18 protein-coding genes and 1 tRNA gene are annotated in these 19,760 nt (G+C 69.3%); 6 read left to right on the top strand and 13 right to left on the bottom strand.

The features are described 5' to 3' along the window. Positions 1–69: 69 nt before the first annotated feature. The 5 genes from ACLJTM_RS11635 to ACLJTM_RS11615 all read right to left on the bottom strand — a co-directional run bounded on the left by ACLJTM_RS11635 (position 70) and on the right by ACLJTM_RS11615 (position 5,573). Entirely contained in the window at positions 70–1,770 is a 1,701-nt protein-coding gene (locus tag ACLJTM_RS11635) for a relaxase/mobilization nuclease domain-containing protein (RefSeq protein ID WP_411103432.1), read from the bottom strand. Then, positions 1,767–2,330, bottom strand: a complete 564-nt coding sequence (mobC, locus tag ACLJTM_RS11630) for a plasmid mobilization relaxosome protein MobC (protein WP_411103431.1) — start codon at positions 2,328–2,330, stop codon at positions 1,767–1,769. The genes ACLJTM_RS11635 and mobC overlap by 4 nt, the downstream gene beginning before the upstream one ends. Positions 2,331–2,663: 333 nt before the next feature. Then, positions 2,664–3,956, bottom strand: coding sequence for a hypothetical protein (locus ACLJTM_RS11625; protein WP_411103430.1), 1,293 nt, complete (start codon positions 3,954–3,956; stop codon positions 2,664–2,666). A 169-nt stretch (positions 3,957–4,125) separates the two neighbouring features. Continuing rightward, positions 4,126–4,524: a hypothetical protein gene (locus tag ACLJTM_RS11620; protein WP_411103429.1), complete on the bottom strand. Its 399-nt coding sequence runs from the start codon at positions 4,522–4,524 to the stop codon at positions 4,126–4,128. A 209-nt stretch (positions 4,525–4,733) separates the two neighbouring features. Next, complete coding sequence (locus ACLJTM_RS11615; RefSeq protein ID WP_411103428.1) at positions 4,734–5,573, bottom strand: helix-turn-helix domain-containing protein; 840 nt, start codon at positions 5,571–5,573, stop codon at positions 4,734–4,736. Positions 5,574–6,159: 586 nt separating this feature from the next. Between ACLJTM_RS11615 and ACLJTM_RS11610 the strand changes: the two genes are divergently transcribed. From ACLJTM_RS11610 to ACLJTM_RS11600, 3 genes are all read left to right on the top strand, one after another. Then, positions 6,160–6,411 carry a helix-turn-helix domain-containing protein gene (locus ACLJTM_RS11610; RefSeq protein ID WP_202200479.1) on the top strand — a complete coding sequence of 84 codons (252 nt, stop codon included), beginning with the start codon at positions 6,160–6,162 and terminating at the stop codon, positions 6,409–6,411. A 138-nt stretch (positions 6,412–6,549) separates the two neighbouring features. Continuing rightward, a complete protein-coding gene (locus tag ACLJTM_RS11605) occupies positions 6,550–6,879 on the top strand; it encodes a helix-turn-helix domain-containing protein (protein WP_243331338.1) in 330 nt (109 codons plus the stop codon). Positions 6,880–6,908: 29 nt separating this feature from the next. Beyond that, positions 6,909–8,402, top strand: coding sequence for a LacI family DNA-binding transcriptional regulator (locus tag ACLJTM_RS11600; RefSeq protein WP_411103427.1), 1,494 nt, complete (start codon positions 6,909–6,911; stop codon positions 8,400–8,402). A 114-nt stretch (positions 8,403–8,516) separates the two neighbouring features. On the opposite strand, the gene ACLJTM_RS11595 is transcribed toward ACLJTM_RS11600, so the two are convergent. Then, complete coding sequence (locus tag ACLJTM_RS11595; RefSeq protein WP_411103426.1) at positions 8,517–9,005, bottom strand: hypothetical protein; 489 nt, start codon at positions 9,003–9,005, stop codon at positions 8,517–8,519. Positions 9,006–9,141: 136 nt separating this feature from the next. On the opposite strand from ACLJTM_RS11595, the gene ACLJTM_RS11590 reads away from it, so the two are divergent. Further along, positions 9,142–9,984 (top strand): PE-PGRS family protein, encoded by an 843-nt coding sequence (locus ACLJTM_RS11590; protein WP_411103425.1) that lies wholly within the window; start codon positions 9,142–9,144, stop codon positions 9,982–9,984. On the opposite strand, the gene ACLJTM_RS11585 is transcribed toward ACLJTM_RS11590, so the two are convergent. The 6 genes from ACLJTM_RS11585 to ACLJTM_RS11560 form a co-directional block, all read right to left on the bottom strand. Beyond that, positions 9,914–11,566 (bottom strand): PE-PGRS family protein, encoded by a 1,653-nt coding sequence (locus ACLJTM_RS11585; RefSeq protein WP_411103424.1) that lies wholly within the window; start codon positions 11,564–11,566, stop codon positions 9,914–9,916. The two genes, ACLJTM_RS11590 and ACLJTM_RS11585, sit on opposite strands and share 71 nt — an antisense overlap. A gap of 94 nt (positions 11,567–11,660) precedes the next feature. Further along, positions 11,661–13,061, bottom strand: a complete 1,401-nt coding sequence (locus ACLJTM_RS11580) for an MGMT family protein (RefSeq protein WP_267721184.1) — start codon at positions 13,059–13,061, stop codon at positions 11,661–11,663. 212 nt (positions 13,062–13,273) lie between these two features. Next, the gene (locus ACLJTM_RS11575; RefSeq protein WP_411103423.1) at positions 13,274–13,726 is read right to left on the bottom strand and encodes a hypothetical protein; all 453 of its coding nucleotides are present in this window, start codon (positions 13,724–13,726) and stop codon (positions 13,274–13,276) included. A gap of 13 nt (positions 13,727–13,739) precedes the next feature. Next, the gene (locus ACLJTM_RS11570; protein WP_411103422.1) at positions 13,740–14,600 is read right to left on the bottom strand and encodes a TIR domain-containing protein; all 861 of its coding nucleotides are present in this window, start codon (positions 14,598–14,600) and stop codon (positions 13,740–13,742) included. Between the two features lie 233 nt (positions 14,601–14,833). Next, positions 14,834–14,907: transfer RNA gene (locus ACLJTM_RS11565), tRNA-Pro, on the bottom strand. A gap of 165 nt (positions 14,908–15,072) precedes the next feature. Beyond that, on the bottom strand, positions 15,073–16,011 hold the full coding sequence (locus ACLJTM_RS11560) for a metallophosphoesterase (protein ID WP_411103421.1): 939 nt from the start codon (positions 16,009–16,011) through the stop codon (positions 15,073–15,075). Positions 16,012–16,079: 68 nt separating this feature from the next. On the opposite strand from ACLJTM_RS11560, the gene ACLJTM_RS11555 reads away from it, so the two are divergent. After that, positions 16,080–16,541 (top strand): GatB/YqeY domain-containing protein, encoded by a 462-nt coding sequence (locus tag ACLJTM_RS11555; RefSeq protein ID WP_411103420.1) that lies wholly within the window; start codon positions 16,080–16,082, stop codon positions 16,539–16,541. Between the two features lie 110 nt (positions 16,542–16,651). On the opposite strand, the gene ACLJTM_RS11550 is transcribed toward ACLJTM_RS11555, so the two are convergent. After that, positions 16,652–18,976, bottom strand: coding sequence for a transglycosylase domain-containing protein (locus ACLJTM_RS11550; protein ID WP_411103419.1), 2,325 nt, complete (start codon positions 18,974–18,976; stop codon positions 16,652–16,654). A 397-nt stretch (positions 18,977–19,373) separates the two neighbouring features. Here ACLJTM_RS11550 and ACLJTM_RS11545 point away from each other — a divergent pair, with 397 nt between their 5' ends. Then, positions 19,374–19,733: a WhiB family transcriptional regulator gene (locus tag ACLJTM_RS11545; protein WP_411103784.1), complete on the top strand. Its 360-nt coding sequence runs from the start codon at positions 19,374–19,376 to the stop codon at positions 19,731–19,733. Positions 19,734–19,760 lie beyond the last annotated feature (27 nt).

Genomic DNA, 19,760 nt, shown 5'->3' with positions numbered 1-19,760 from the left:
GCTGTCCTGTATGGAGAGCCCCGGCTGGCGGAGGGTGGAGAACGGTGCTCCGAGCAGGGCGCTTGGAGCTCAGCGTCGGGGACGGTTCGGCGGGGTCGCGGGCACGGCGGGCGGCTGCGTGCCGTGTCCCGGCTGGCCGATCCACGATGCCGTTGTGCGTCGGCGGGCGGCTTCGGCGCGGGGGCTGGGGCTGGGGTTGCGACCGGTGTGCTGAAGTCGGGTGATCAGGACGCGGGCGGGTTGGCGGGCTGTGCCGAGTTCTCGCTGGGCTGCGGCTTCCTTCAGGAGTTGGTGGGGTTGGTGGCCTCGGGCCTCCGCGTCGGCCAGGAGGGCGGCGAGGGCGGGCCAGCTGGGGTCGATCAGGATGCGGTCGGCCTGGTCGGGGACAGCGGCGCGTACGTCGCGAGCGAGGGTCCGGCGGGCTTCCTCCCTCGGCTGACGCTGTTCGAGTACGACGAGCGTCGGTTTGAGGGCTTGCTCGGCGGCTGCCTGCAGGTGGTGGAGGGCTTGGCGGGCGGCGTCGGCCTGGTGGGCGTGGCCCTTGGCCTCGTGCCAGCGGCCGGCGATGATCCCAGCCCACAGGAGGGCTGCGATGAGGGCTGCGAGGGCGCTGCCGTCGGGGCCGGTGGCGGTGTGGACGATGTCGCGGGCCGCATGGCGGATGGCGTGGGCGGCGCGGTCTTCCGCCCGGATCTGGGAGCGCTGGGTGCGTGCGAATGCCTTCGATGGCGCCTGGAGTTCGGCGCGTAGGTGGGTGGGGACGTTCTGGGCGGTGGCTTCAAGGAGTTCGCCGAGGGCAGTGATGTGGGCCTGGGCGTGGGTGTCGTCGGTGAGGTCGGTGCGGAAGGTATCGAGGGCTTCGGTGGCCTGGTGCCAGGCTGTGGCGGGCTGGTTGCGGCGGGCGGTGGGGTGTTCTTCGGGCTGGCCGGCTTCGAGGCGGTCCCGGAGTTTCGGGAGGGTGAGGTCGGGGGCGATCTTCCCGCCGGGGTGGAAGGCCTGTTCGCCGTCCTTGTTGAGGTCACCGGGGCGGCCTGCGGCGTAGCCGAGGAGGTCTCCGGAGGGGCCGCGCCGGGCCTTCACCGCGATGCCGTCGGCTTCGAGGTAGGCGAGGAGTTCCTCGGCGGTGCGGGCGTGGGGGATGGCGGCGCGGATGCGGTCCTGGAGCCATTCGCGGCTCGTCTGTTCCCAGCCGAGCCGCTGAGCCTTGTGCATCTCGGCCTGGCTGGGGGCGCGGGTGCCGGTGCGGTCCCCCTTCTTCAGGCGGCGCAGGCCGTAGCCCTTCTCGATGTGCCGGCAGGCGTCGCCGACGCGGATACCGCTGTCGTGGAGCTTGGGGCGGCGGCCGTCCTCGCGGACGGTGGTGGCGAGGATGTGGATGTGGTCGTCGGCGTGGCGTACGGCGATCCAGCGGCAGGCCAGGTCGTCACCTTCGGGGGCGATGCCAGCCGCGGCGACGATGCGCTGCGCGATCTCGCCCCACTCGGCGTCGGAGAGGTGGCGGTCCTCGGGGGCTGCGCGGACGGGGCAGTGCCAGACGTGGTCGGTGATCTTCTTACCGAACTCGCTGTTTCGGAGGCTTACGGGTTCGTCGAGGTAGCGGGCGAGCTGGGTGAGGGTGGCGTTCTCGTCGCGGCCGGGGTCGGGCATGGCGAGCATGGCGAAGCCGGCCACGATGTGCGGGTCGGTGTGCTCGTCGTGTCGGCCGGGGCCGTAGAGGTAGGCGAGCAGTCCGCGGGTGTTGGCGCCGGAGGGCTTGATGGCAGCTATCACGGCTGTCGCACCTCCTGCGGGTTGGCGGGTTCGCGCAGGGTCTCGGCGATCAGGACGAGGAGGTCGTGGAGTTCGTCGAGGCGCTGGCGTATGTCGGGCGGGGTGCGGTCGCTGTTCAGGGCGCGGGCGATCTGGTTGATGTTGACGCCGATGCGGTTGCACTGGCGCAGGACCTGGGCACGGAAGACGTGCGTGCGGCGGCGGTCCTCGGACAGTGGCAGGTTGGCGGTGAACCGGCCGTTGATGAAGGCGAGGACGATGTCGGCGGCGAAGCCTGATTCGCCCTTGTAGCCGTGCTCGGCGGCGGCCTCCTGAAGGCGGGGGCGTTCGTCGTCGGTGAAGCGCAGCGGGCCGACTCGGTCGCCGCGCTTGTTGCCGGTGAAGCGGCGGATCGTGGGCTGGGCGCTCTTAACCGTCGGCTCTCCGCCGGCGGTGAGCTCGGCGTTGCGTTCGGCGTGGAGGATGTCGCGCTGGACAGCGTGGAGCGTGCCCTGGTCGGGGCCGCCCTCGGACCCGACCTCACGGTCCGGCGCCCCCTGGCGCTGGGCCGTCTCCGCCACCCCCGGGGCGGAGATCCCCGAAGACCGGCCGTGAGTCGGACTCGGGGTACTACTGGCTCCCCGGTCGGTGGCTGGGGTGGGGGCTGATTGCTGCTGTGCGTGGTGGGTGGCTATGGCGGGCTGATCGTGGATGGAAGAAGCTCCTTGTGTGGAGGTGGATTGGGTGAGGTGGGCGAGCAGTTTGGCGGCGGCCTCGCCTCGCGGCGTTCGGGAGGAGGGAAGGCGGGCCGGGCCACTGCTTGCGCGGTCGGGCGAGTAGAACGACTACGGACCAGCTGGAGCCGCTGATCCGTAGTCCCCGTTCCGGTGTTTCGCGACTGACCGGAGATCCGGTCAGTCGCTGGTAGCGCTGGTACCGCTGCCCTGTTCCATGAGCAGCAGTGCCCTGAGCTCGGTGAGCCGGTGCTCGGCGATGGGGAGCCCGGCAGCGTGCACGGCGTCCCGCAAGACAGCTCGAGTGGGCTTTCCGTGCACTGCTATGGCCTGGCGGCCGATGACGAGCAACTCGTCCATTTCGGCGCCGGGAGGGCGACCGTAGCGTTGCGTAGTAGGACCGCCCTTCTCAGTGGACGGCTCCATGCCGTCGGGGGCAGGGATCGTTTCGTGCAGGGGCAGGTGGGGCTGCACAGATGTAGGCGGCGAGCCTTCGGGGTGAGTGTTGGGATCGGGGTGTTCCCGGGCTTCCTCCTCTTCCGTGCTGTTGTCGGTGCCCGATCGGCTGGGCGAACGCCTCGGCTCGGCGGAGGGTGCGACGTTCCGGTCAGAGCTGGACTCGGTCCATGGCGAGGGCAGCTCGATGGTCGCCAGCGCTACTGCGTGGCGGCGGGCCGCGAGCTGCTGGAGCAGGTCGCGGAGCTGGCGATCGTCGATGCCTACCGCGGCTTGGGCGACGGCCCGTGACAACCGTCGTGCGATGCGGCGGCCGCGCCACCCGCTGCGCTGCTTCGGGGTGCGTTCGGCGAGGCGCGCGGCCAGGGCGACGGCCTTTCGGGTGGCGCGGTCGCGGGTGATCTGTGCCGCGTCGCGATCGCGTTCGGCGATGCCCAGGCGGGAGAGCAGGCGTTCGCGCATCTCGCGGCCGGCCCGGGCGAGGATGCTGTGGGAGGCGGCTTCCGGCTTGTGGAGGCGTAGCTCGATGCCCATGGCCTGATGCCAGAGCAGTGCGGCCAGGACCGGGCCCACGAAGGCTCGCACGGTGCCGCCGACCAGGCCGGACTCGGCGTACGCGGGGATCACCTGCACGGTGGTGATCACCCAGGTCAGGGTGCCCGGCAAGCCGGGTGCCTGCTTGGGCCCGTGGAGGTTCTGCCGGGCCAGTAGCGCCGTGGCGAACAGCGCGAACTCCGCGGCGGCGAACATGGCGGCGCGTTCGGCCGTGCCGCTCATGTCCAGGTAGTCGGCGGCGAACCGCCAGCTGGTGTCGGCGCTGTAGGCGGTACAGCCGACCGCGGCCAGCGCGGCGATGGTGACGGCGGGCGACGCAGGCTTGCGGATGCCGACGTTTCGGCGTGTGCGTTGCTGTGCGAGCCGCCTGATCAGCAGCGCGGAGCAGGTCAGTGCGAGGGCGACGAGAGTGAGGGACGTGGCGTTCCAGTGCCCGAGTGCGGGCAGGGCGAGTGGTGTCATGCAGGGGTCTCCGGAGACCCGCCCGCGCCATGCCGGGGCGCGGGCGGGCGGTGTGGTGATGGCGATGAGGTGGGGAGGCGGCGCCGGAGGCGGGCGAGGCCGTTGCGGCGAGACCAGGAGCACGGTGGGTGGCCGACCCAGAGGCCGGACCGGCACTCGTGGGGGCGGCTCAGCGTCTGCTGGAGCGAGCGGGACCCGAAGGGGGAGTGGCGATGCCGCCCGCCACGCCGGTGGACGGGCGTGGCGGGGCCGACTGCCGGGTGGGAGTCGTGGCGGTGGTGGCTTCGCGGCCCGCACGACCGGACCGGTAGGGCGAGAGCTGGGCGCGTACCGCTGGGGGGATTACGGATCCGACGGAGCGCAGGCGGGCCTCGACGTCGGGGTGCGGGCCGGCGGTGAGCTCGTGGAGGGTGGACGGTGCTGTCTCACCGACCGCGACGGCGCGCCGGTTTCCGCGCAGTTCGGATAGGTATGCGGTCACGTCGTCCGGGTCGGCGACCGGGAGGGGATCGGTGTGCCGCTCCAGGCGGTCGCGGCGGTAGGCGGCCCACTTGCGGGCGATGTCCACCGGCAGGATCCGAAATCCGGAGGTGCGGGAGTGTGCCGTTACCGCTTCGCGGACGTCCCAGCCGTGGGCGGTGAAGGGAACGTCGGCCAGGATCTCGTGCCACTGGGCGATCTCGTCACGTGCAGTGCCGCTGTCCGTGTGGGCGGTGCGGGTGTCTAGGCGTCCGACGTAGGCGAGCAGGAGGGCGATCTCTCGGAGGTCCAGGGTAGTTATTCCGTTCCGGTAGGGGTGTTGTGGGCTTCGAGCTCAGTGAGGGCGTCGAGCAGGGCGCTGGTGTGCTGTTCGGCGCGGGTCCTTCCGGTCGCAGGACCGGAGGAGGCGCCGCCTGGCAGGGAGCGCAGGTGCGGGCGGCCAGGAGCGGGAGTGTGTTCGCGGGTGATCCACTCGCGCCAGTCGGCGGACCAGGCAGCGGCGTTGCGCGGTCCCCAGACCGCCCGGTAGTTGCGCCACTTCTCGTCAGCCGCTCGCAGGGCGTGCTCGCCGAGCCGGTCGAGGTGGCCCTGTTGCCGCAGCCACGTCTCGGTGGTGTCGTCGATGTGCCACTGGGCGGCGGGGATGAGCGGAGAGCTGCTGCTCTTACTACCGTTCATCTTTGGTTCTCTACTGTTCTGGGGGCTGGATTCCGGTCCCCTTCCGGGTTGGATTCCGATCCCCCCGGGGGTCGGATTCCGGTCCCCGGGGTCGGTTTCAGGCCCCCCTCCAAACGGCTTTGACGAGCCGGATTCCGGCCCGGCGGGGGCCGGATTCCGGCCCCTCGCTGTGGCCTGTTCGGCGAGGAACTGGGCCGCATCGGGGAGGTGGTAGTACCTCTCGCCACGAGGGCCCTTGCGATCCTCGATCCACACCAGCTCGCCGCTGGCGATCAGTTTGTCGAGGGCGCCCCGCACGGCGCTGCGGGAGGCGTTGGCCCGCTTCATGAGGGCGGGGACCGAGGCGTACGCGATGCAGCGGCCATCGACGCATCGGTCGGCGATCAGCACGAGGATCATGCGGGCGGTGCCCTTGCTGCGGCTGTGGTCCCACACCCATGCGCGGGCGTCATGACTCATCGGGTGGCGGCTCCTTGGTGTGGGCGGGCAGGGGGTAGCCCGCTTCGGGTGGGGGAGGGGAGGGTGCGGTGTGACGGCTGCGGCCTGCGGGCGTGCGGTGCTGGCAGCTTCGCTGCCTGGCCTTGGAGTGCCGGGGCTTGCCGTGTCCCCCGGGATCAGCGTTCGGGGTGCATGGACAAGACAGCCACATTGGTTCGCGCAAGTCCAGCATTCCGCCGAGAAAGCAAACAGCTCACGGCGAACATGTCCCTGTGGGTGTGTAAAAACGGTAGACCCGAATCCCCGGTTGACCAAATAGCTCGGGAAATCGGCGGGACGAATAGGGCAAGTCGCGACGCTTCGGCAATGTCTCCGCGCACCCTCGCCGTTACCTCCTGGTACTCCATCTGTGCAGGTTGGAAGGGTGCAGCCTGCGGGCTGCTCTCCAGTCGACGGACCTGACGGGCCATTATTTGGTCAACCGGGGATCCGCTGCTATGTTTCGCAATTTTTCGGCGGCAGGGTAGGGAACCTGACAACAAAGCGGCGGAATGTAGCAGCAGATCCCCGGTTACCCAAACCGGGGATCCCAAGTTACAAAATATGCATGCCCCCAACACCTCTGGAAATCGGTCCGGCCGGGAATCGGGTCGCCCGTGCCATCGAGCGAGCCCGCACCGCCCGCGGTGTCGCCCAGCGCCAGCTGGCAGCCCGTGCCACCGCGCTGGGCCACCCCATGACCGTCACGACGATTTCCCGCATCGAACGCCGACGCCGCCGCTGCGACGTCGACGACCTCGTCGCGATCGCCGCCGCCCTCGGCGTCTCCCCGCTCGTGCTGCTCCAGCCCGCCGCGTAGCCGCACGAGCCCGGCCTGCGGCGTGCCAGTGTCGCCGCCGGCCACTCCGCACAGGCCATTTGCCCACTCCAGAACCGCGGTCGAACCCTCGGCCTACTCCGCCGTACCTGATGAGGATCCTTCTTGCGTCAATCGCCCATGGCCGCAGCCTGCTCCGACTCCTCCGCCCTCCCCCGACTGTTCCGCCCCGAGGAGATAGCCGATGCCCTCGGCTGTTCCGCCTGGTGGGTCAAGGACCGGGCCAGCCGGGGACGCATCCCGTTCACCCGGGTCGGACGTTCGTACCGCTTCACCGCTGAACACCTCGCGGAGATCATCCGCCTGTACGAAGTGCGGCCGGCGATCGCACCCGAACCAGTCGCACCCTCCGTCCGTACGGTGCCGTCGCGCACGGCAGCCCCATCCGCCCGCCTCCGCGCCCGTCGACCCCGCCGTGCGCGCCAGGACGACTTCGACACCACCGCGTAGCTGACGAGCAACCAAGAGGGGAGGAAACAGTGGGCTTCGCGGAGAAGCGCAGCAACTACTGGCGCGGTCGTTACAAGACGGCGCCCGGAAAGCACAACACGGTCGTCGACTCGACCGGAGCGACCATCAAGTTCGCCACCAAGAGAGAGGCCAAGCGGGCCGCCGACGAGGCGGAGATCGGCTTCCGGCGCGGCGACGTACGTGACCCGTCACTGGGCCAGGAGACGTTCGGCGAGTACGCGAGCCGCTGGTACGACGCCCAGGACCTGGCCGCGTCCACCATGCAGAACTACCGCCGCCACATCGAGGAGCACCTGCTCCCCGACTTCGAGGACAAGGCCCTCGCCGGCATTCTCCGTACCGACGTCGCGCTGTGGGAGAAGAAGGAACGTGCCTCCTATGCCGCCTCCAGCGTCAAGACCTGGCGGGCCACGCTCCACCTCATCCTCGCCGACGCCGTGGACGAGGGGCTCATCGACGCGAACCCCGCCGCCAAGCGCCGGGGGAGGGGCAAGCGGGCCGGCCGCTCCGCCGACCGCGGTCCGGAGAAGGTCGTCACGGACGCGCTCGGCGCCCTCCTGATCGCGGAGCGGGCTGCCCTGCTGTCCGGCCGGGACGACGAGTTCGTCGCGGTGATCCTCAAGGCGTACACCGGCATGCGCTGGGGCGAAGTCGTCGGCCTGGAAACCGAGTTCGCCCGGCGGGGCTCGGTCCGAGTCGAGTGGCAGCTGTACGAGCTCGACTCGGGTGTGATGGTCCGCTGCCCGCCCAAGGACGACAGCTACCGCACCATCGACGCCCCCGACTGGCTCTCGGCCCTCGTGGCCGACCACGTCGCCCGTACCAAGCCCAAGCCGTGCCCGTGCCATGGCAGGACGTACGTCTTCCAAGGCCAGGGCACCGCCCGTACCGGAGGACACCAGGGCGCGAAGCTGGTCGACGTAGCCCGCCGCGCTGGCGTCTCCACGGGCACGGTGTCCAACGTCCTGAACCACCCCGACCGCGTGCGCGAGGCCACTCGCACCCGGGTCGAACTCGCCATCACCGAGCTGGGCTTCGTACGCGGCGGCGCACCCACGGAACACGCCGCCCACTGGCGCCGCAACGGCTTCGCCACCTGGCTCTTCCACCCGGCGACGACGGGCTGGTACCCGAAGAAGGCGCCGCAGGAGTCCCGTCCCGTTCCGCTCCTCGGAGACCCGTTCCCGGGCATACCGGTCCGGGGTCGCAACGCCCAGGGTCGCGCCGACGCTTGCTGGACGGCCATCGCCAGGGGCCTCACCCCGCACGGCCTGCGCCATTCCCACCGCACCCACATGGAGGACCTCGGCACGGAGAAGGTCCTCATGGACGAGCGCATGGGCCACATCGACGGCTCGGTCTCCGCCCGCTACGCCCACGTCACGCCCGGCATGCGGCGGCGCCTCATGGCCGGCCTCACCCAACAGTGGGAGACAGCGCTCGCCGCCCGCCGTGAGATGGGCCCGAGATCCCCTGTCGCTGCTCTCGACCGGCTTCTGTGAACGACGTGTAGTCGCTGACAGGTCTACCGCTGCGAATATGCAGGCCCGGCCCTCCCGATGGAGGCCGGGTCTGCCCATCGGCGAGGGCCTCTACAGTCGAAGCCGAATCCCGATCTACTTGCCCGTCGCCGGAGCGCGCCTGACGATGTCGGACAGCTGGCCACGGTAGGTGGTGCCGAGCTTGCTCACCACGCCTGCGGTAGGGCCCGGGCCGTCCTTCATACGGCTCACGTAGTTCTCTGGCAGCAGCACCCGATCGCCGACTTCGAGCGGCTCGCTCCCACGCCAGCGGTAGCTGTACCTGCCGACCTCTACGACCTGGTGGCCGTCGACCTGGTAGACGCGCCTCGTGGCGTCCAGTTGCTCCTCAAGTTCCTTGACGCGATGTTCCAGCCGTTCGACCCGGGGCTTGGAGAAGCTCGTGCTGCTCTCGCTGCCCGACCTGTAGCCCTCGCTCCACCCGCGCCGATGTGCCTCGGCCACGGCTTTGTCCTGCTCCGTGGCGTGCGTGCCGCACGCCACGTCCGAACCCGATATCCGGATCTTGCACGGACTCCCCGAGCGGGTAGGTCGCCCGCAGGTCCGGTCCTGGTGGTCGGTCATGTGCGGTAGTCCCCTTCGGTAGAACGCTGACAACGATCTTCTCCCAGACCGCTTCCGATCGAACGGCGGAAACCGGACAGGCACCCGATCCGGCGTTCGGCATCCGGCGCCGCCGGTGACCTGGCTCAATGGAGGAATGGAGATCGGGGAGCATTGGGCCTATCGACCAAGGCCCAAGGAACTGGGCGGTGCACTCCGCCCGGTGGAGATCGTCAGGGTGGGCGGCTCAGGCAGGTCCGGGAGCGTCCACGTGCGGTTCCTGGAAGGTGACGCAGCCGGCCTGCAGGAGTGGGTGAGCCCCAGCTGCCTGGTCGCCCTCTGGCCTGACGTCGAACTCTTCCGGGCGGACGACTCGGCGGAACTGGCCCTGGCCGAGGCATCGAGGGCAGTGCGGGGGAGCGCTGAATTCGAGGCGGCCCGGATGATCCTGGGCTTCGTCCGGCCCAAGGGCCGGCTACGTCTGCGGAAGGCGGTGGCCGACGCGGGCGTCTTGGAGCTCGGGCATCTCGACGAGACCGCGCCCCTCGTCGGCATGGAGGCTGCCCGACTACGTGATGACCCCATGGTCCACGAGGACCGCAAAGGCTCCTCCCTTGTGGGCTGGCCGATCACCGAGCGGATAGCACGCCAGGTCGCCCAGCGGCTGGCCGAGGAGATCCTGCCCGAGGTCGACCGGCGGCAGCGAGCCATAAAAGAGGAGCGCGACCGATCTTCCTGGTACGGCCACCAGCGTCGGGACGACCGAAGGCTGGACGCGGAGAAGGAAGCCCTGCACACGGTGCGGGAGTGGTGCGGACAGGAGAAGGCAGAGCGCCACGACGAACTGGTGGCCCTGAGGTCGGAGGTGCTGCGACTCGGGGAACTGGTCGAGCGGGCCGTGAAGGCGCTCCGCGACCGGGGCCACGGTGTCATCGCCTCCACCATTGAGCGCGACCTGGGCGTCCATATCTCCAGCCTTGGTCCAGACGTTCGTCGCTGAACGCGCGTGAGCGCTCCGACTCCGGCCGTGCCTCGGGCTGGGCCGGAGCGGGCGGCGACGGCGGCTTCTCCTTCTTGGGACGGTGCGGGTGCCAGCCGTCTAGGAACGGACGAAGCTGGTCACCCGTCGGCTCCGCGTGGAAGTTCCGCCCGCGTAGCCCCTTGCGGCTCAGGATGGGATCGAGCCGGGCTGCCTCTGACCGTCCCCAGGCCGACCACTCCCGAAGGCTCTCTGCCTCTGCAGGGTCATCCGCCTGGGAAGCAGCCTCGTCCAGTACGTCGCAGAACGCCCGGATCTCGCCGACCGCTCGCCACTGGTCCAGAGCCGTCCCGAACTGCTCGGCCCGCGCCGCGTCGACCGCCTTGATCGAAGCCACGTTGACCGCGGTCTCCCACTTCTCCTGTGTCCGCTGCTGCTTCTCCGCTTCCACCCGTTGGCGGTCGGCCTCCTGCCTCGCACGCTCCTCCTGCAGCCGATGCTGTTCCGCGTCGCGCTCCTCCCGCAGGCGGCGCTGCTCCGCCTCGTACTTCAGCCTGGCCCGCTCCTGCTCCTGCCCACGTGTCTTCAGTACCTTGAAGACCTCATCGATCTGGTCTTCCAGCGGCCTCTCGTTGGCGTCGGCCCACTCCCTTTTGATGCCCAGGCGCAACTCGAGCTCCCCGGAAGGCTCGAACCGGTGCGCCGGCGTCACCCGCTGCCAGTCATAGGTGCGCCGGCCCGGCTGCTTGGGTACGTACGGGACCTGCCTCTGTCGCTCACGGAAGCTGATCTCGCACGTGATGCCATGGACGGTGAGCAGTGGCCTCGGCTGCTTGCGCTTCCTGGAGACAGTGATCTCGCCATGGAGGGCGAAGGCGCGCTCGGCGAACAGCCGGAGCAGAGACAGAACCCGGGGGAGTACCTCCTCCGAGACTTCGAAGGCGCTGTGGTCCTTCTCGACCGCCGCGATCACATCGTCGACGTCGGTCAGCGTCCTGCTGCGTGCGAGCCTGATGCGGTTCCACTCGGTGTCGTCCTCGCCGTTCAACCGGAGCAGCCCGAAGCTGATGTCTCCCTTGGCCCGCCCGGTGTACTTCAGGTGGTATCCGGCCGGGGGATACTGCCTTGCCGCATCGAAGGCCCGTCGGTACCGGGCCCGCTCCGCCTCACCCGGATCCGGGATGCGCAGGAAACGCCCAGCCTGCTGCACTTCCGCGATCAAGGCCGCCCCGATATCGGCGGGGGAGGGCTGTGGAACCTTGGGCGCACGCTGAACACGAGGTTTCGGTTCGGCTGGGTTCTTGGGCTCGGGAGGCTCAGGCTCCTGGGTCGCCGTGGTGGCGGCCGCTGTCGTGCGGGACCTTCGAGGTGCGGGTGCAGGCCGGTCCGGGTGATGGCCGTGCTGGAGGTAGAAGCGCCCAGCATCGGAGATCTCCGCCTGCCACCGTCCGCCCTCCTTCGGCATGGCGATGAGGCCCCGTTCCTTCAGGGCACGCGCAGTAAGGGCGAGCTCCGGGAATTCTGACGTGACCGGGTCGCTTCCCTCCCCGATGCGTGTGAGGAGGGCAAGTTGGCGATCGTTGAGCGGTGTCCAACGGTGCATGTGATCGTCGTACCGTCAGCGATCCGGTGGGCACAAGCTGTGCGGTGGGCTTTCCGGGGGCTGGTTCCCGGCCGGCCTCTACGGCAGTTCGAGGTCAGTCGCCGGGGAGGGTCTTCAGGGCTTCCACGGACAGGCGCGCAGTCGGATCCGCTGCCCCTGCATCGAAACGGACGCCCTCGGCCGCCAGGATGTCGGCGGGGGAGTCTGTGCGGGTGGGGTCGCTCCAGCGGAAGCCGGGGCTGACGCGGCCCGCCGCGTTGAGGACCCGCCAGGCATTGGGGCACTGGCCGCAGGTTGCCAGGTGGGTGCCGACCGGGACGGCGTGGCTGCTGATCACGGCCGCCACGTCCCCGTAGGTCGTCCACCGTCCGGCGGGGACGGCGTTCAGGAGGGTGTGCAGGCCCGTCCAGTCCTTGCTGGTGCCGTTGAACTGCTTGGCCAGGCCAGCGAGGTTGGTGCCGGCCAGTGCTGCCCATTCGTCGGGGTCGACGGTGTCCGGGACGTGGGCGGTGTCGATGTCCCACCAGGTGGTGCCCTGTATGCCGTCGGCTTTGCGGCCGGTCACGCTGGTGAAGATGTGGTTGGCCAGTCCGGTCGGGGTGTACGGCTTGCCGTCGCTCTTCCACGTCAGCGGCTTGGCAGTGTTGTTGTTCCACGTGACACTCGCTCGGCTGCTGTCCTCACCGACCCAGGCCAGGATGTCCTCGCGGATGCCTTCGGTCACTCCGTGCCTCGGCGTCAGCCGGAGCAGGGCCCCATCCGGGATCAGCCCGGCGCCGACGATAACGTGCACGGCGTTCTGGGCCCGCGAACGTTCCTCCAGCTTCTGGGCCGCGGCCTTGGCCTCGATCCTGGCCGGAGCGAGAGTGAACTCCTCCACCTCCGGGGTGGGATAGACCTTGGTGAAGCTGGCGACGAGCTCGTCCTTCACCTTCCACAGGCCCACCTGGATGAGGTCGATGTCGAGGTTCATCTCCGACAGCCACACCACGGTGTGGGTGACCTGCTTGGGGAAGTCGCCGGCGATGATCACCTGCCTGGGGCGCTGGAGCAGTTCAGGGCTCCAGTCCCCGTCCACGTGGTCCAGGAGGCGCTGGCGGCACGTGTCGAGTTCGAGGCTCTCGCCCCGCACCTTCCGGAAGTCGCGGTGCGCTTGGGCCAGTGTGTCGAGGTCGAACCGGGACACCAGGGCGGCATAGGTGATCGCCTGGAGGTGGACGTCGCGGTCGGCGGTACCCCGCTTCAGCTCGACCACCACGAGCCGCCCGGTGGCATCCAGGCCCAGGACGTCCAAGCGGTCGCGCGCCGGCACCCCGTCCGTGTCGGCCCACCGATCGAACTCGGAGGTGATCACGAGCACCGACTCTCCGAGAACCTGAGGGTGCGCGATCACCCACTCCTGGAGGTGCTGTCGTTCGAGGAGCCCCTCCGCTGCGAGCGCGGTCGGTGCTATGGGTACGGCCAAGGCCCCTTCGACGGTGAAGAGATGATCCACGCTGTCCCCCTGCCCCAGTCCGCCGTCCAGGCGCTCTCGCGCCGAGCCTACGTGCGGACCGTGCCCCGGGGCAGCTGCTTCCGGTAGATCACGGACGGGGTAGGGCCGACTTCTAAGTCGGGTCGTGGGCGATGCCGGTGCCCCCACCGCACGAGATCACCGCGGGATGGGGCGCCGACGCCTACCGTAACTTCTGGTTGTACCGTCTGGGATCAGACGGCGAAGGCTTGACCGCATACGAGGCAGTGATACGGGCCCGACGTGTCATCGGGGACCTTCACCGGCTCGTACGAGTGGCAAGGGGAGGTCACGATGACCATGTCGTCGGGCTCCACGAGCGGCGAAGGCGTCTCCGGGGTATCCACACTGCCCCTGAGATCGACCTTCACGTACTTGCTGCGTGCCTGCTTGAGGGTGCCCTTCAGCTCCTGCTCCACCATCCGTGCTGCGACTGGAGCCATCAGGCCCCCGGCATAGTCGATCTGTTCCCGCGTCCACCAGGAGTCCGGTCCCGCTGGCTGCCCGCACAGAGGGCAGTAGTAGGTAGTTGGCGACGGCTGCTGCTCGGCCTCCGCATTCGCCGGCCCGTGGTGCCACTTGAACTGATCAGCGCAGTGCGGGCATTCCCGGCGCAAGAAGCCGTCGTTGTCGAGAGGCAGACTCATTGGGATCTCCACGTCACGCCCCATCCACGAACTCTTCGACCTCGATCGGCACACCGTCGACGGTCTTGCCCGACAGGACGACGTTGAAGTACGAGCTTGCTCCGGACCACCCCAGGGAGCGAGAGGTGAGCAACCGAACGGACTTCCCAGCCGGCAGCTTGGGGACGGGGAAGTCGGCCTGGCTGCGAGTGATGAGCTCCTCCCCTGCGTCAGCCCGTACGTCCAGGTCGTAGACGTCGCCGGGGCCGTGATTGGTGATCTGTACGGCCCCCATCTTCTTGGGGCCATTGTCGACGTACCGAGCGCTGAGTCGGGGCATACCCGCTGCCTGTGACGACGGTAGCTTCCGGCCCAAGGGGAGCCCGCCGCCCGGGGTGACAGGAGGGGTGAGGTCGCCCGCGTCGTGCCAATCTGTACCGGTCAGTCGCACGGCACACCCGGCGGTCTGTAGGCGCATCGCGAGGTCCTGCCGCTTGCGCACGGAGCCGTCGAGGCGGATCACGTGTCTGCCGTGAATGTCACTGAAGACCTTCACCTGCCCGAGTTCCACTATCACGGTGCGGTTCTCGTCGCGGCCCATGGCCATCCCTGCCTCGAACAGGACATTCGGCCGGGGCTGCATCTGTGGGTTGCACTCGGGATCGCCGGCGTACGTCAGACTCTCGTGGAGGTAGGTGACGTCATCGGGCGTCTGCAGGACGACCACTGCTTGTGCACTGCTGAACGCCGTGTCGAGGACCTCGCCGATGTACGGGGAGCCCTTGCCGGTCATCTGAATGGCCTCGGACCACTCGATTGGATCGAGGCCGATGGCGCGCAGGAACTCGAAGAGCCCCTTGCGAGCGAGCTCGTTTCGTCCGTGGATCACGAACACCTTGCGAGGATCTGTGCCGTCCTCGCCCACTCGGTCTGCCATGTCTTGCTCACCACTCACGGTCGAGAGGGAACTGTCTTCAGCGACGGTAGCGGCAGGTACCGACACTCAGGCCTCGATGCGGGGAGCCGGATTCGGGGGTCGGCTCCCCGTTGGCTCCCAAGACAGGGGCAAACGCCAAACAGGGGCCTGATCCACTGAGTGGATCAGGCCCCTGACCTGGTCTTACGAAGTCGGGGTGGCGGGATTTGAACCCACGACCTCTTCGTCCCGAACGAAGCGCGCTGCCAAGCTGCGCTACACCCCGATCGTCGTCCTTGCAGCGCTTGCTGCCCTGGCGACATCGATTACTTTAGCGGACCTCCGGCCGGAGACGAAATCCGGTTTCGCGGAGCGGTCCCGTGCCCGCCGCGGCGAGGCGCCCGGCGCAGCCCGGCCGGGCCGGGCTGCGCCGGGATCCGGAAGAGGCGGCCTACACCTTCGGGGTCAGGGTGAGGAGCGTCGCTTCGGGCGGGCAGGCGAAGCGGACCGGGGTGTAGCGGTTGGTCCCGCAGCCCGCCGACACGTGCAGGTAGGCCCGGTGCCCGCCTGCCTCGTGGGTGGACAGGCCCTTGACCCGCCGGGTGTCGAGGTCGCAGTTGGTGACCAGGGCGCCGTAGAAGGGGATGCAGAGCTGGCCGCCGTGAGTGTGCCCGGCCAGGATCAGCGGGTAGCCGTCCGCCGTGAACGACTCCAGTGTGCGCAGGTACGGGGCGTGCACCACGGCCAGGGAGAAGTCCGCCCCGGCCTCCGGGCCGCCCGCCACCCGCTCGTACCGGTCCCGCTTGATGTGCGGGTCGTCCAGCCCGGTGAAGGCCAGCTCCAGCCCGTCGAGCTTGAGCCGCGCCCGGGTGTTGGTGAGGTTCAGCCAGCCGGCCGCGTCGAAGGCGTCCCGCATGCCCTCCCACGGGTTGTGGACGGCGCCGACGACCGGCTTGTTCCCGTTCAGCCCGTGCCGGCCCTGGGTCTTCTCCAGGAGGTAGCGCCCGGGGTTGCGCAGCCGCGGCCCGTAGTAGTCGTTGGACCCGAAGACGTACACCCCCGGGAACTCCATCAGCGGACCGAGCGCGTCGAGCACCTCCGGTACGCCCTCGGTGTCCGAGAGGTTGTCGCCGGTGTTCACCACGAAGTCGGGGCGCAGCCCGGCCAGGGACTGCAGCCAGGCACGTTTCTTGTGCTGCCCGCTGACCATGTGGATGTCCGACACCTGCAGGACGCGCAGCGGGCGCATCCCCGGGGGAAGGACGGGCACCGTGATCCGGCGCAGGCGGAACGACCGCGCCTCGAATCCGGCGGCGTAGGCCACTCCCGCTGCCCCGACCGCCGCGATCCCGGCGGCCGCCTTCAGGGGTACTCCGTAACGCGCACGCATGGCCCCATCGTCGCAGACGCGGAAAACGCGTGGGCGTCAGCAGGCCGTTACCTGGCAGACTCGGGTACATGACCACGCTGAAGGCCAAGCTCCAGGAAGACCTCACGACCGCCATCCGGGCGCGCGACGAACTGCACTCGTCCACACTGCGCCTGACCCTCTCCGCCATCACCAAGGAGGAGGTCGCGGGCAAGGAGGCGCGCGTCCTCTCCGACGAGGAAGTCCTCAAGGTGATCGCCAAGGAGGCGAAGAAGCGCCGCGAGGCCGCGGAGGCGTTCGCGCAGGGCGGTCGCCCCGAGCAGGCCGCGCGGGAGACCGCGGAGGGCGAGTTCCTCGACACCTACCTCCCCAAGCAGCTCACCGACGAGGAGCTCGCCGCGATCGTGGCGGAGGCCGTTGAGGAGGCGCGTGCGGCCGGGGCCGAGGGGCCGCGGGCCATGGGCGCCGTCATGAAGATCGTGAACCCGAAGGTCGCGGGGCTGGCGGAGGGCGGCCGTGTCGCCGCCGTGGTGAAGCAGAAGCTCGCCTGACCGGAGTCCGCGCCGGCACGCATGTATGAGGGGAGGGCCCCGGCCGATCGGCCGGGGCCCTCCCCTCATACATGCCTACCGTGGCCGCTCCCGGCCCCGGTACTACCGGTCTACCGGTCGCCGAATCCGCCGATCAGCCCCGGGAACGGGTTCTGCGGGTCCGTACCGCCGACGCCGCCGGCGCCGCCCGTGGCCCCGCCGCCCGTCGCCCCGGCAGCCGTGGCCCCGGCGGCCGTCGCCCCGCCGGGCCGTCCGCCGGGCTTGCCGTCGTTGCCCGGCTTGCCGGGCTTCGCCGGCCTGTTCGGGGTCGTGGCGGGCCGGCCGCCGTTCTGGCCGCCCGGACCGCCCGGAACCGACGGCTCCGGGATGCTCACCGTGGTGAAGCCGGGGGCCTCGCGGCCGGACAGCGCGCCGGTGACCGCGTCCTTCCAGATCGGACCCGGCAGACCGCCGCCGAAGACCTTGTCGTAGGACCGGCCGCCGATCTCGATGTTCTCCATCGAGATCTTCTTCGCACCGCCGGAGCCGACCCACACTGCGCCCGAGATGTTCGGGGTGTAGCCCACGAACCAGGCGTTGTGGCGGGAGTCCGTCGTACCGGTCTTGCCCGCGTTGTCGCGGTCGCTCAGGCCCGCCCGCTCACCCGTACCGGAGTCGACCACTCCGCGCAGCAGGGTGTTGATGGTGTCGGCGGTGTTCTGCGTCATGGCGCGGTCGCACTTGCTCTTCGGCACCGCGAGCGCCTTGCCGTGCGAGTCGGTGATCGACTCGATGGCGACCGGGGTGCAGTAGACGCCGCGGTTGGCGAAGGTGGCGTACGCGTTGGCCATCGTCAGGGGGGACAGTTCGGCGGAGCCGAGCGCGATGGACGGGGCCTCGGGCAGCTTGGTGCCGGCGGCCGGGACCACGCCCAGCTTCTGCGTCATCTCGGTCACCGGGCAGAGCCCGATCTCGCCGATCATCTCGACGAAGTACGTGTTGATGGACTTCTCCATCGCCGTCCTCAGCGCGTACGGGCCGACCTCGTCCTCGGTCTCGTTCTCGGCCGTCGCGAGCTTGCCCGAGTTGTCCGCCAGGTTCAGCCACTGCGTGCCGTCGCACTTGCTGATCGGACTGGGGTAGTCCATCTTGTTCGGCGCCCCGTAGACCTTCGTGGGGGGCATGCCCCGTTCGAGGGCCGCGGCCGCGATGAACGGCTTGAAGGTGGAGCCGACCTGGAAGCCGAAGTTCGAGCCGCCCATCCGCTTGTCCACGGAGTAGTTGATCTGCGTCTCGTTCTTGCCGAAGCCGTACGGCTTCGACTGACCCATCGCCAGGACCCGGCCGGTGCCCGGCTGGACCATGGTCACGGCCGTCGCGATCGAGTCCTCCTGGTAGACGTGGTCCTTGATCGACTCGTTGGCCGCGTCCTGCGACTGCGGGTCGAGCGTGGTCCGCACGGTCAGGCCGCCCTGGTTCCAGACCTTCGCCCGGTCCTCGCGCGTCTTGCCGAAGACGGCGTCGGTCAGGAACGAGTTGCGCACGTAGTCGCAGAAGAAGCCGGCGCCCTTGACCGCGGTGATGCAGCCGTTCTTGGGCTTGGTGACCTTCAGGGTGACCGGCTTGGCCTTCGCCGCGTCGGCCTCCGCCTGGGAGACGTCCTTGATGTCGGCCATGCGCTGCAGGACGATGTTGCGCCGCTTCATCGCCTCCGTCGCGTCGTTGACCGGGTCGAAGCGGCTCGGCGACTGGACGACGCCCGCCAGCAGGGCGGACTCCTCCAGGGCCAGGTCCTTGGCCGGCTTGCTGAAGTAGCGCTGGGCCGCGGATTCGATGCCGTACGCCTGCTGGCCGAAGTAGGTGATGTTCAGGTAGTTCTCGAGGATCTTCTTCTTCCCGAGCTCCTCCTCGACCTGGATCGCGTACTTCAGTTCGCGGATCTTGCGGCCGAGGCTCTTCTCCTGGGCCTCGCGGACCTTGGTCTCGTCGTCACCGGCCTCTTCGACGAACACGTTCTTCACGTACTGCTGCGTGAGGGTGGAGGCGCCCTGTGCGGCGCCGCCCTCCTGCGCGTTGCGGTTGACCGCGCGGAGGATGCCCTTGAGGTCGACCGCGCCGTGTTCGTAGAAGCGGGAGTCCTCGATCGCGACGATCGCCTTCTGCATGTACGGGGAGATCGCCGTCAGGGGGACCACCTGCCGGTCGCGCGAATAGACCGTGGCGATCACGCCACCTTCCGCGTCCAGAATCGTGGTCCGCTGACTCAGTGGCGGAGTCTTGAGATTGGCCGGGATCTCGTCGAATCCCTCGACCGTGCCCTTGGCGGCAAGCCCCAGGGCGCCTGCGGCCGGAATCGCCATGCCGGCCAGCACAACTCCGGAGAGAACGGACACCCCGAGGAACTTGGCGGCCTGCTGGCTCCCCGTGAGCCCGCCGCCCGAGCGCTTCTTTCCCATGGAGGGCAGCCTACGTTCTGATTCGCCGGACACGCGCGAATGCCTTGGCCTAAGCTGTCCCCAACTGTCACAGCAGTGCGGTGCGACATCAACCCCGCGGCTTGATTTTCACCCTTCCCGAAGGGGGTGGACTCCTGTCCGAATCTGATCGTCCGCGCTCGACGCACCGTGCCGGGGCTCTCCCGATTCCATCCGAATTGCCGGAATGGCCGGGCATGTCGCCGGATCACTCCGTCGGGTGATCTGCCGCTTACCCATAGTCCGTTCGGACCATTCAAGATTGGGCCCGTCGGGGGTGTTGCGCTGTGTCCACCTTCCGTAACGTCCTCAACTGGTAGCGGTGAATATGCCGCTGCCGCCGTGGGGGAGCCTCGATTCGGGAGAGGACGGCGCCGGGATGGGCTGGGTTACCGACTGGAGTGCGCAGGCAGCCTGCCGCACTACCGATCCGGATGAACTGTTCGTTCAAGGAGCAGCACAGAACAGGGCCAAGGCGGTGTGCACCGGATGTCCGGTGCGGACCGAGTGCCTGGCCGACGCGCTCGACAACCGTGTCGAGTTCGGTGTGTGGGGCGGAATGACCGAGCGGGAACGACGTGCGCTGCTGCGCCGGCGTCCCACCGTCACCTCGTGGCGACGGCTGCTCGAAACCGCCCGCACGGAGTACGAGCGCAGTACGGGCATCCTCACCATGGATGCTGATGCGGAGGCAGACGTTCCGTACGAGGCGTACGAGACGTACGCGGCCGTCGGGTAACCACCCGCGCGCCCTGTCGTAGGAACG

The sequence above is a fragment of the Streptomyces sp. cmx-4-9 genome (assembly GCF_046548835.1).
Lineage (GTDB): Bacteria > Actinomycetota > Actinomycetes > Streptomycetales > Streptomycetaceae > Streptomyces.
Note: the sequence above shows the minus strand (reverse complement) of the source record. Positions and strands in the feature narration are given on the sequence as shown.

Bases quoted from the DNA above. Each gene is read 5' to 3' on its own strand.
- ACLJTM_RS11625 (WP_411103430.1), bottom strand. From the start codon at position 3,956: ATGACACCACTCGCCCTGCCCGCACTCGGGCACTGGAACGCCACGTCC.
- ACLJTM_RS11615 (WP_411103428.1), bottom strand. From the start codon at position 5,573: ATGAGTCATGACGCCCGCGCATGGGTGTGGGACCACAGCCGCAGCAAG.
- ACLJTM_RS11610 (WP_202200479.1), top strand. From the start codon at position 6,160: ATGCCCCCAACACCTCTGGAAATCGGTCCGGCCGGGAATCGGGTCGCC.
- ACLJTM_RS11605 (WP_243331338.1), top strand. From the start codon at position 6,550: ATGGCCGCAGCCTGCTCCGACTCCTCCGCCCTCCCCCGACTGTTCCGC.
- ACLJTM_RS11595 (WP_411103426.1), bottom strand. From the start codon at position 9,005: ATGACCGACCACCAGGACCGGACCTGCGGGCGACCTACCCGCTCGGGG.
- ACLJTM_RS11590 (WP_411103425.1), top strand. From the start codon at position 9,142: ATGGAGATCGGGGAGCATTGGGCCTATCGACCAAGGCCCAAGGAACTG.
- ACLJTM_RS11585 (WP_411103424.1), bottom strand. From the start codon at position 11,566: ATGCACCGTTGGACACCGCTCAACGATCGCCAACTTGCCCTCCTCACA.
- ACLJTM_RS11575 (WP_411103423.1), bottom strand. From the start codon at position 13,726: ATGAGTCTGCCTCTCGACAACGACGGCTTCTTGCGCCGGGAATGCCCG.
- ACLJTM_RS11560 (WP_411103421.1), bottom strand. From the start codon at position 16,011: ATGCGTGCGCGTTACGGAGTACCCCTGAAGGCGGCCGCCGGGATCGCG.
- ACLJTM_RS11555 (WP_411103420.1), top strand. From the start codon at position 16,080: ATGACCACGCTGAAGGCCAAGCTCCAGGAAGACCTCACGACCGCCATC.
- ACLJTM_RS11550 (WP_411103419.1), bottom strand. From the start codon at position 18,976: ATGGGAAAGAAGCGCTCGGGCGGCGGGCTCACGGGGAGCCAGCAGGCC.
- ACLJTM_RS11545 (WP_411103784.1), top strand. From the start codon at position 19,374: ATGGGCTGGGTTACCGACTGGAGTGCGCAGGCAGCCTGCCGCACTACC.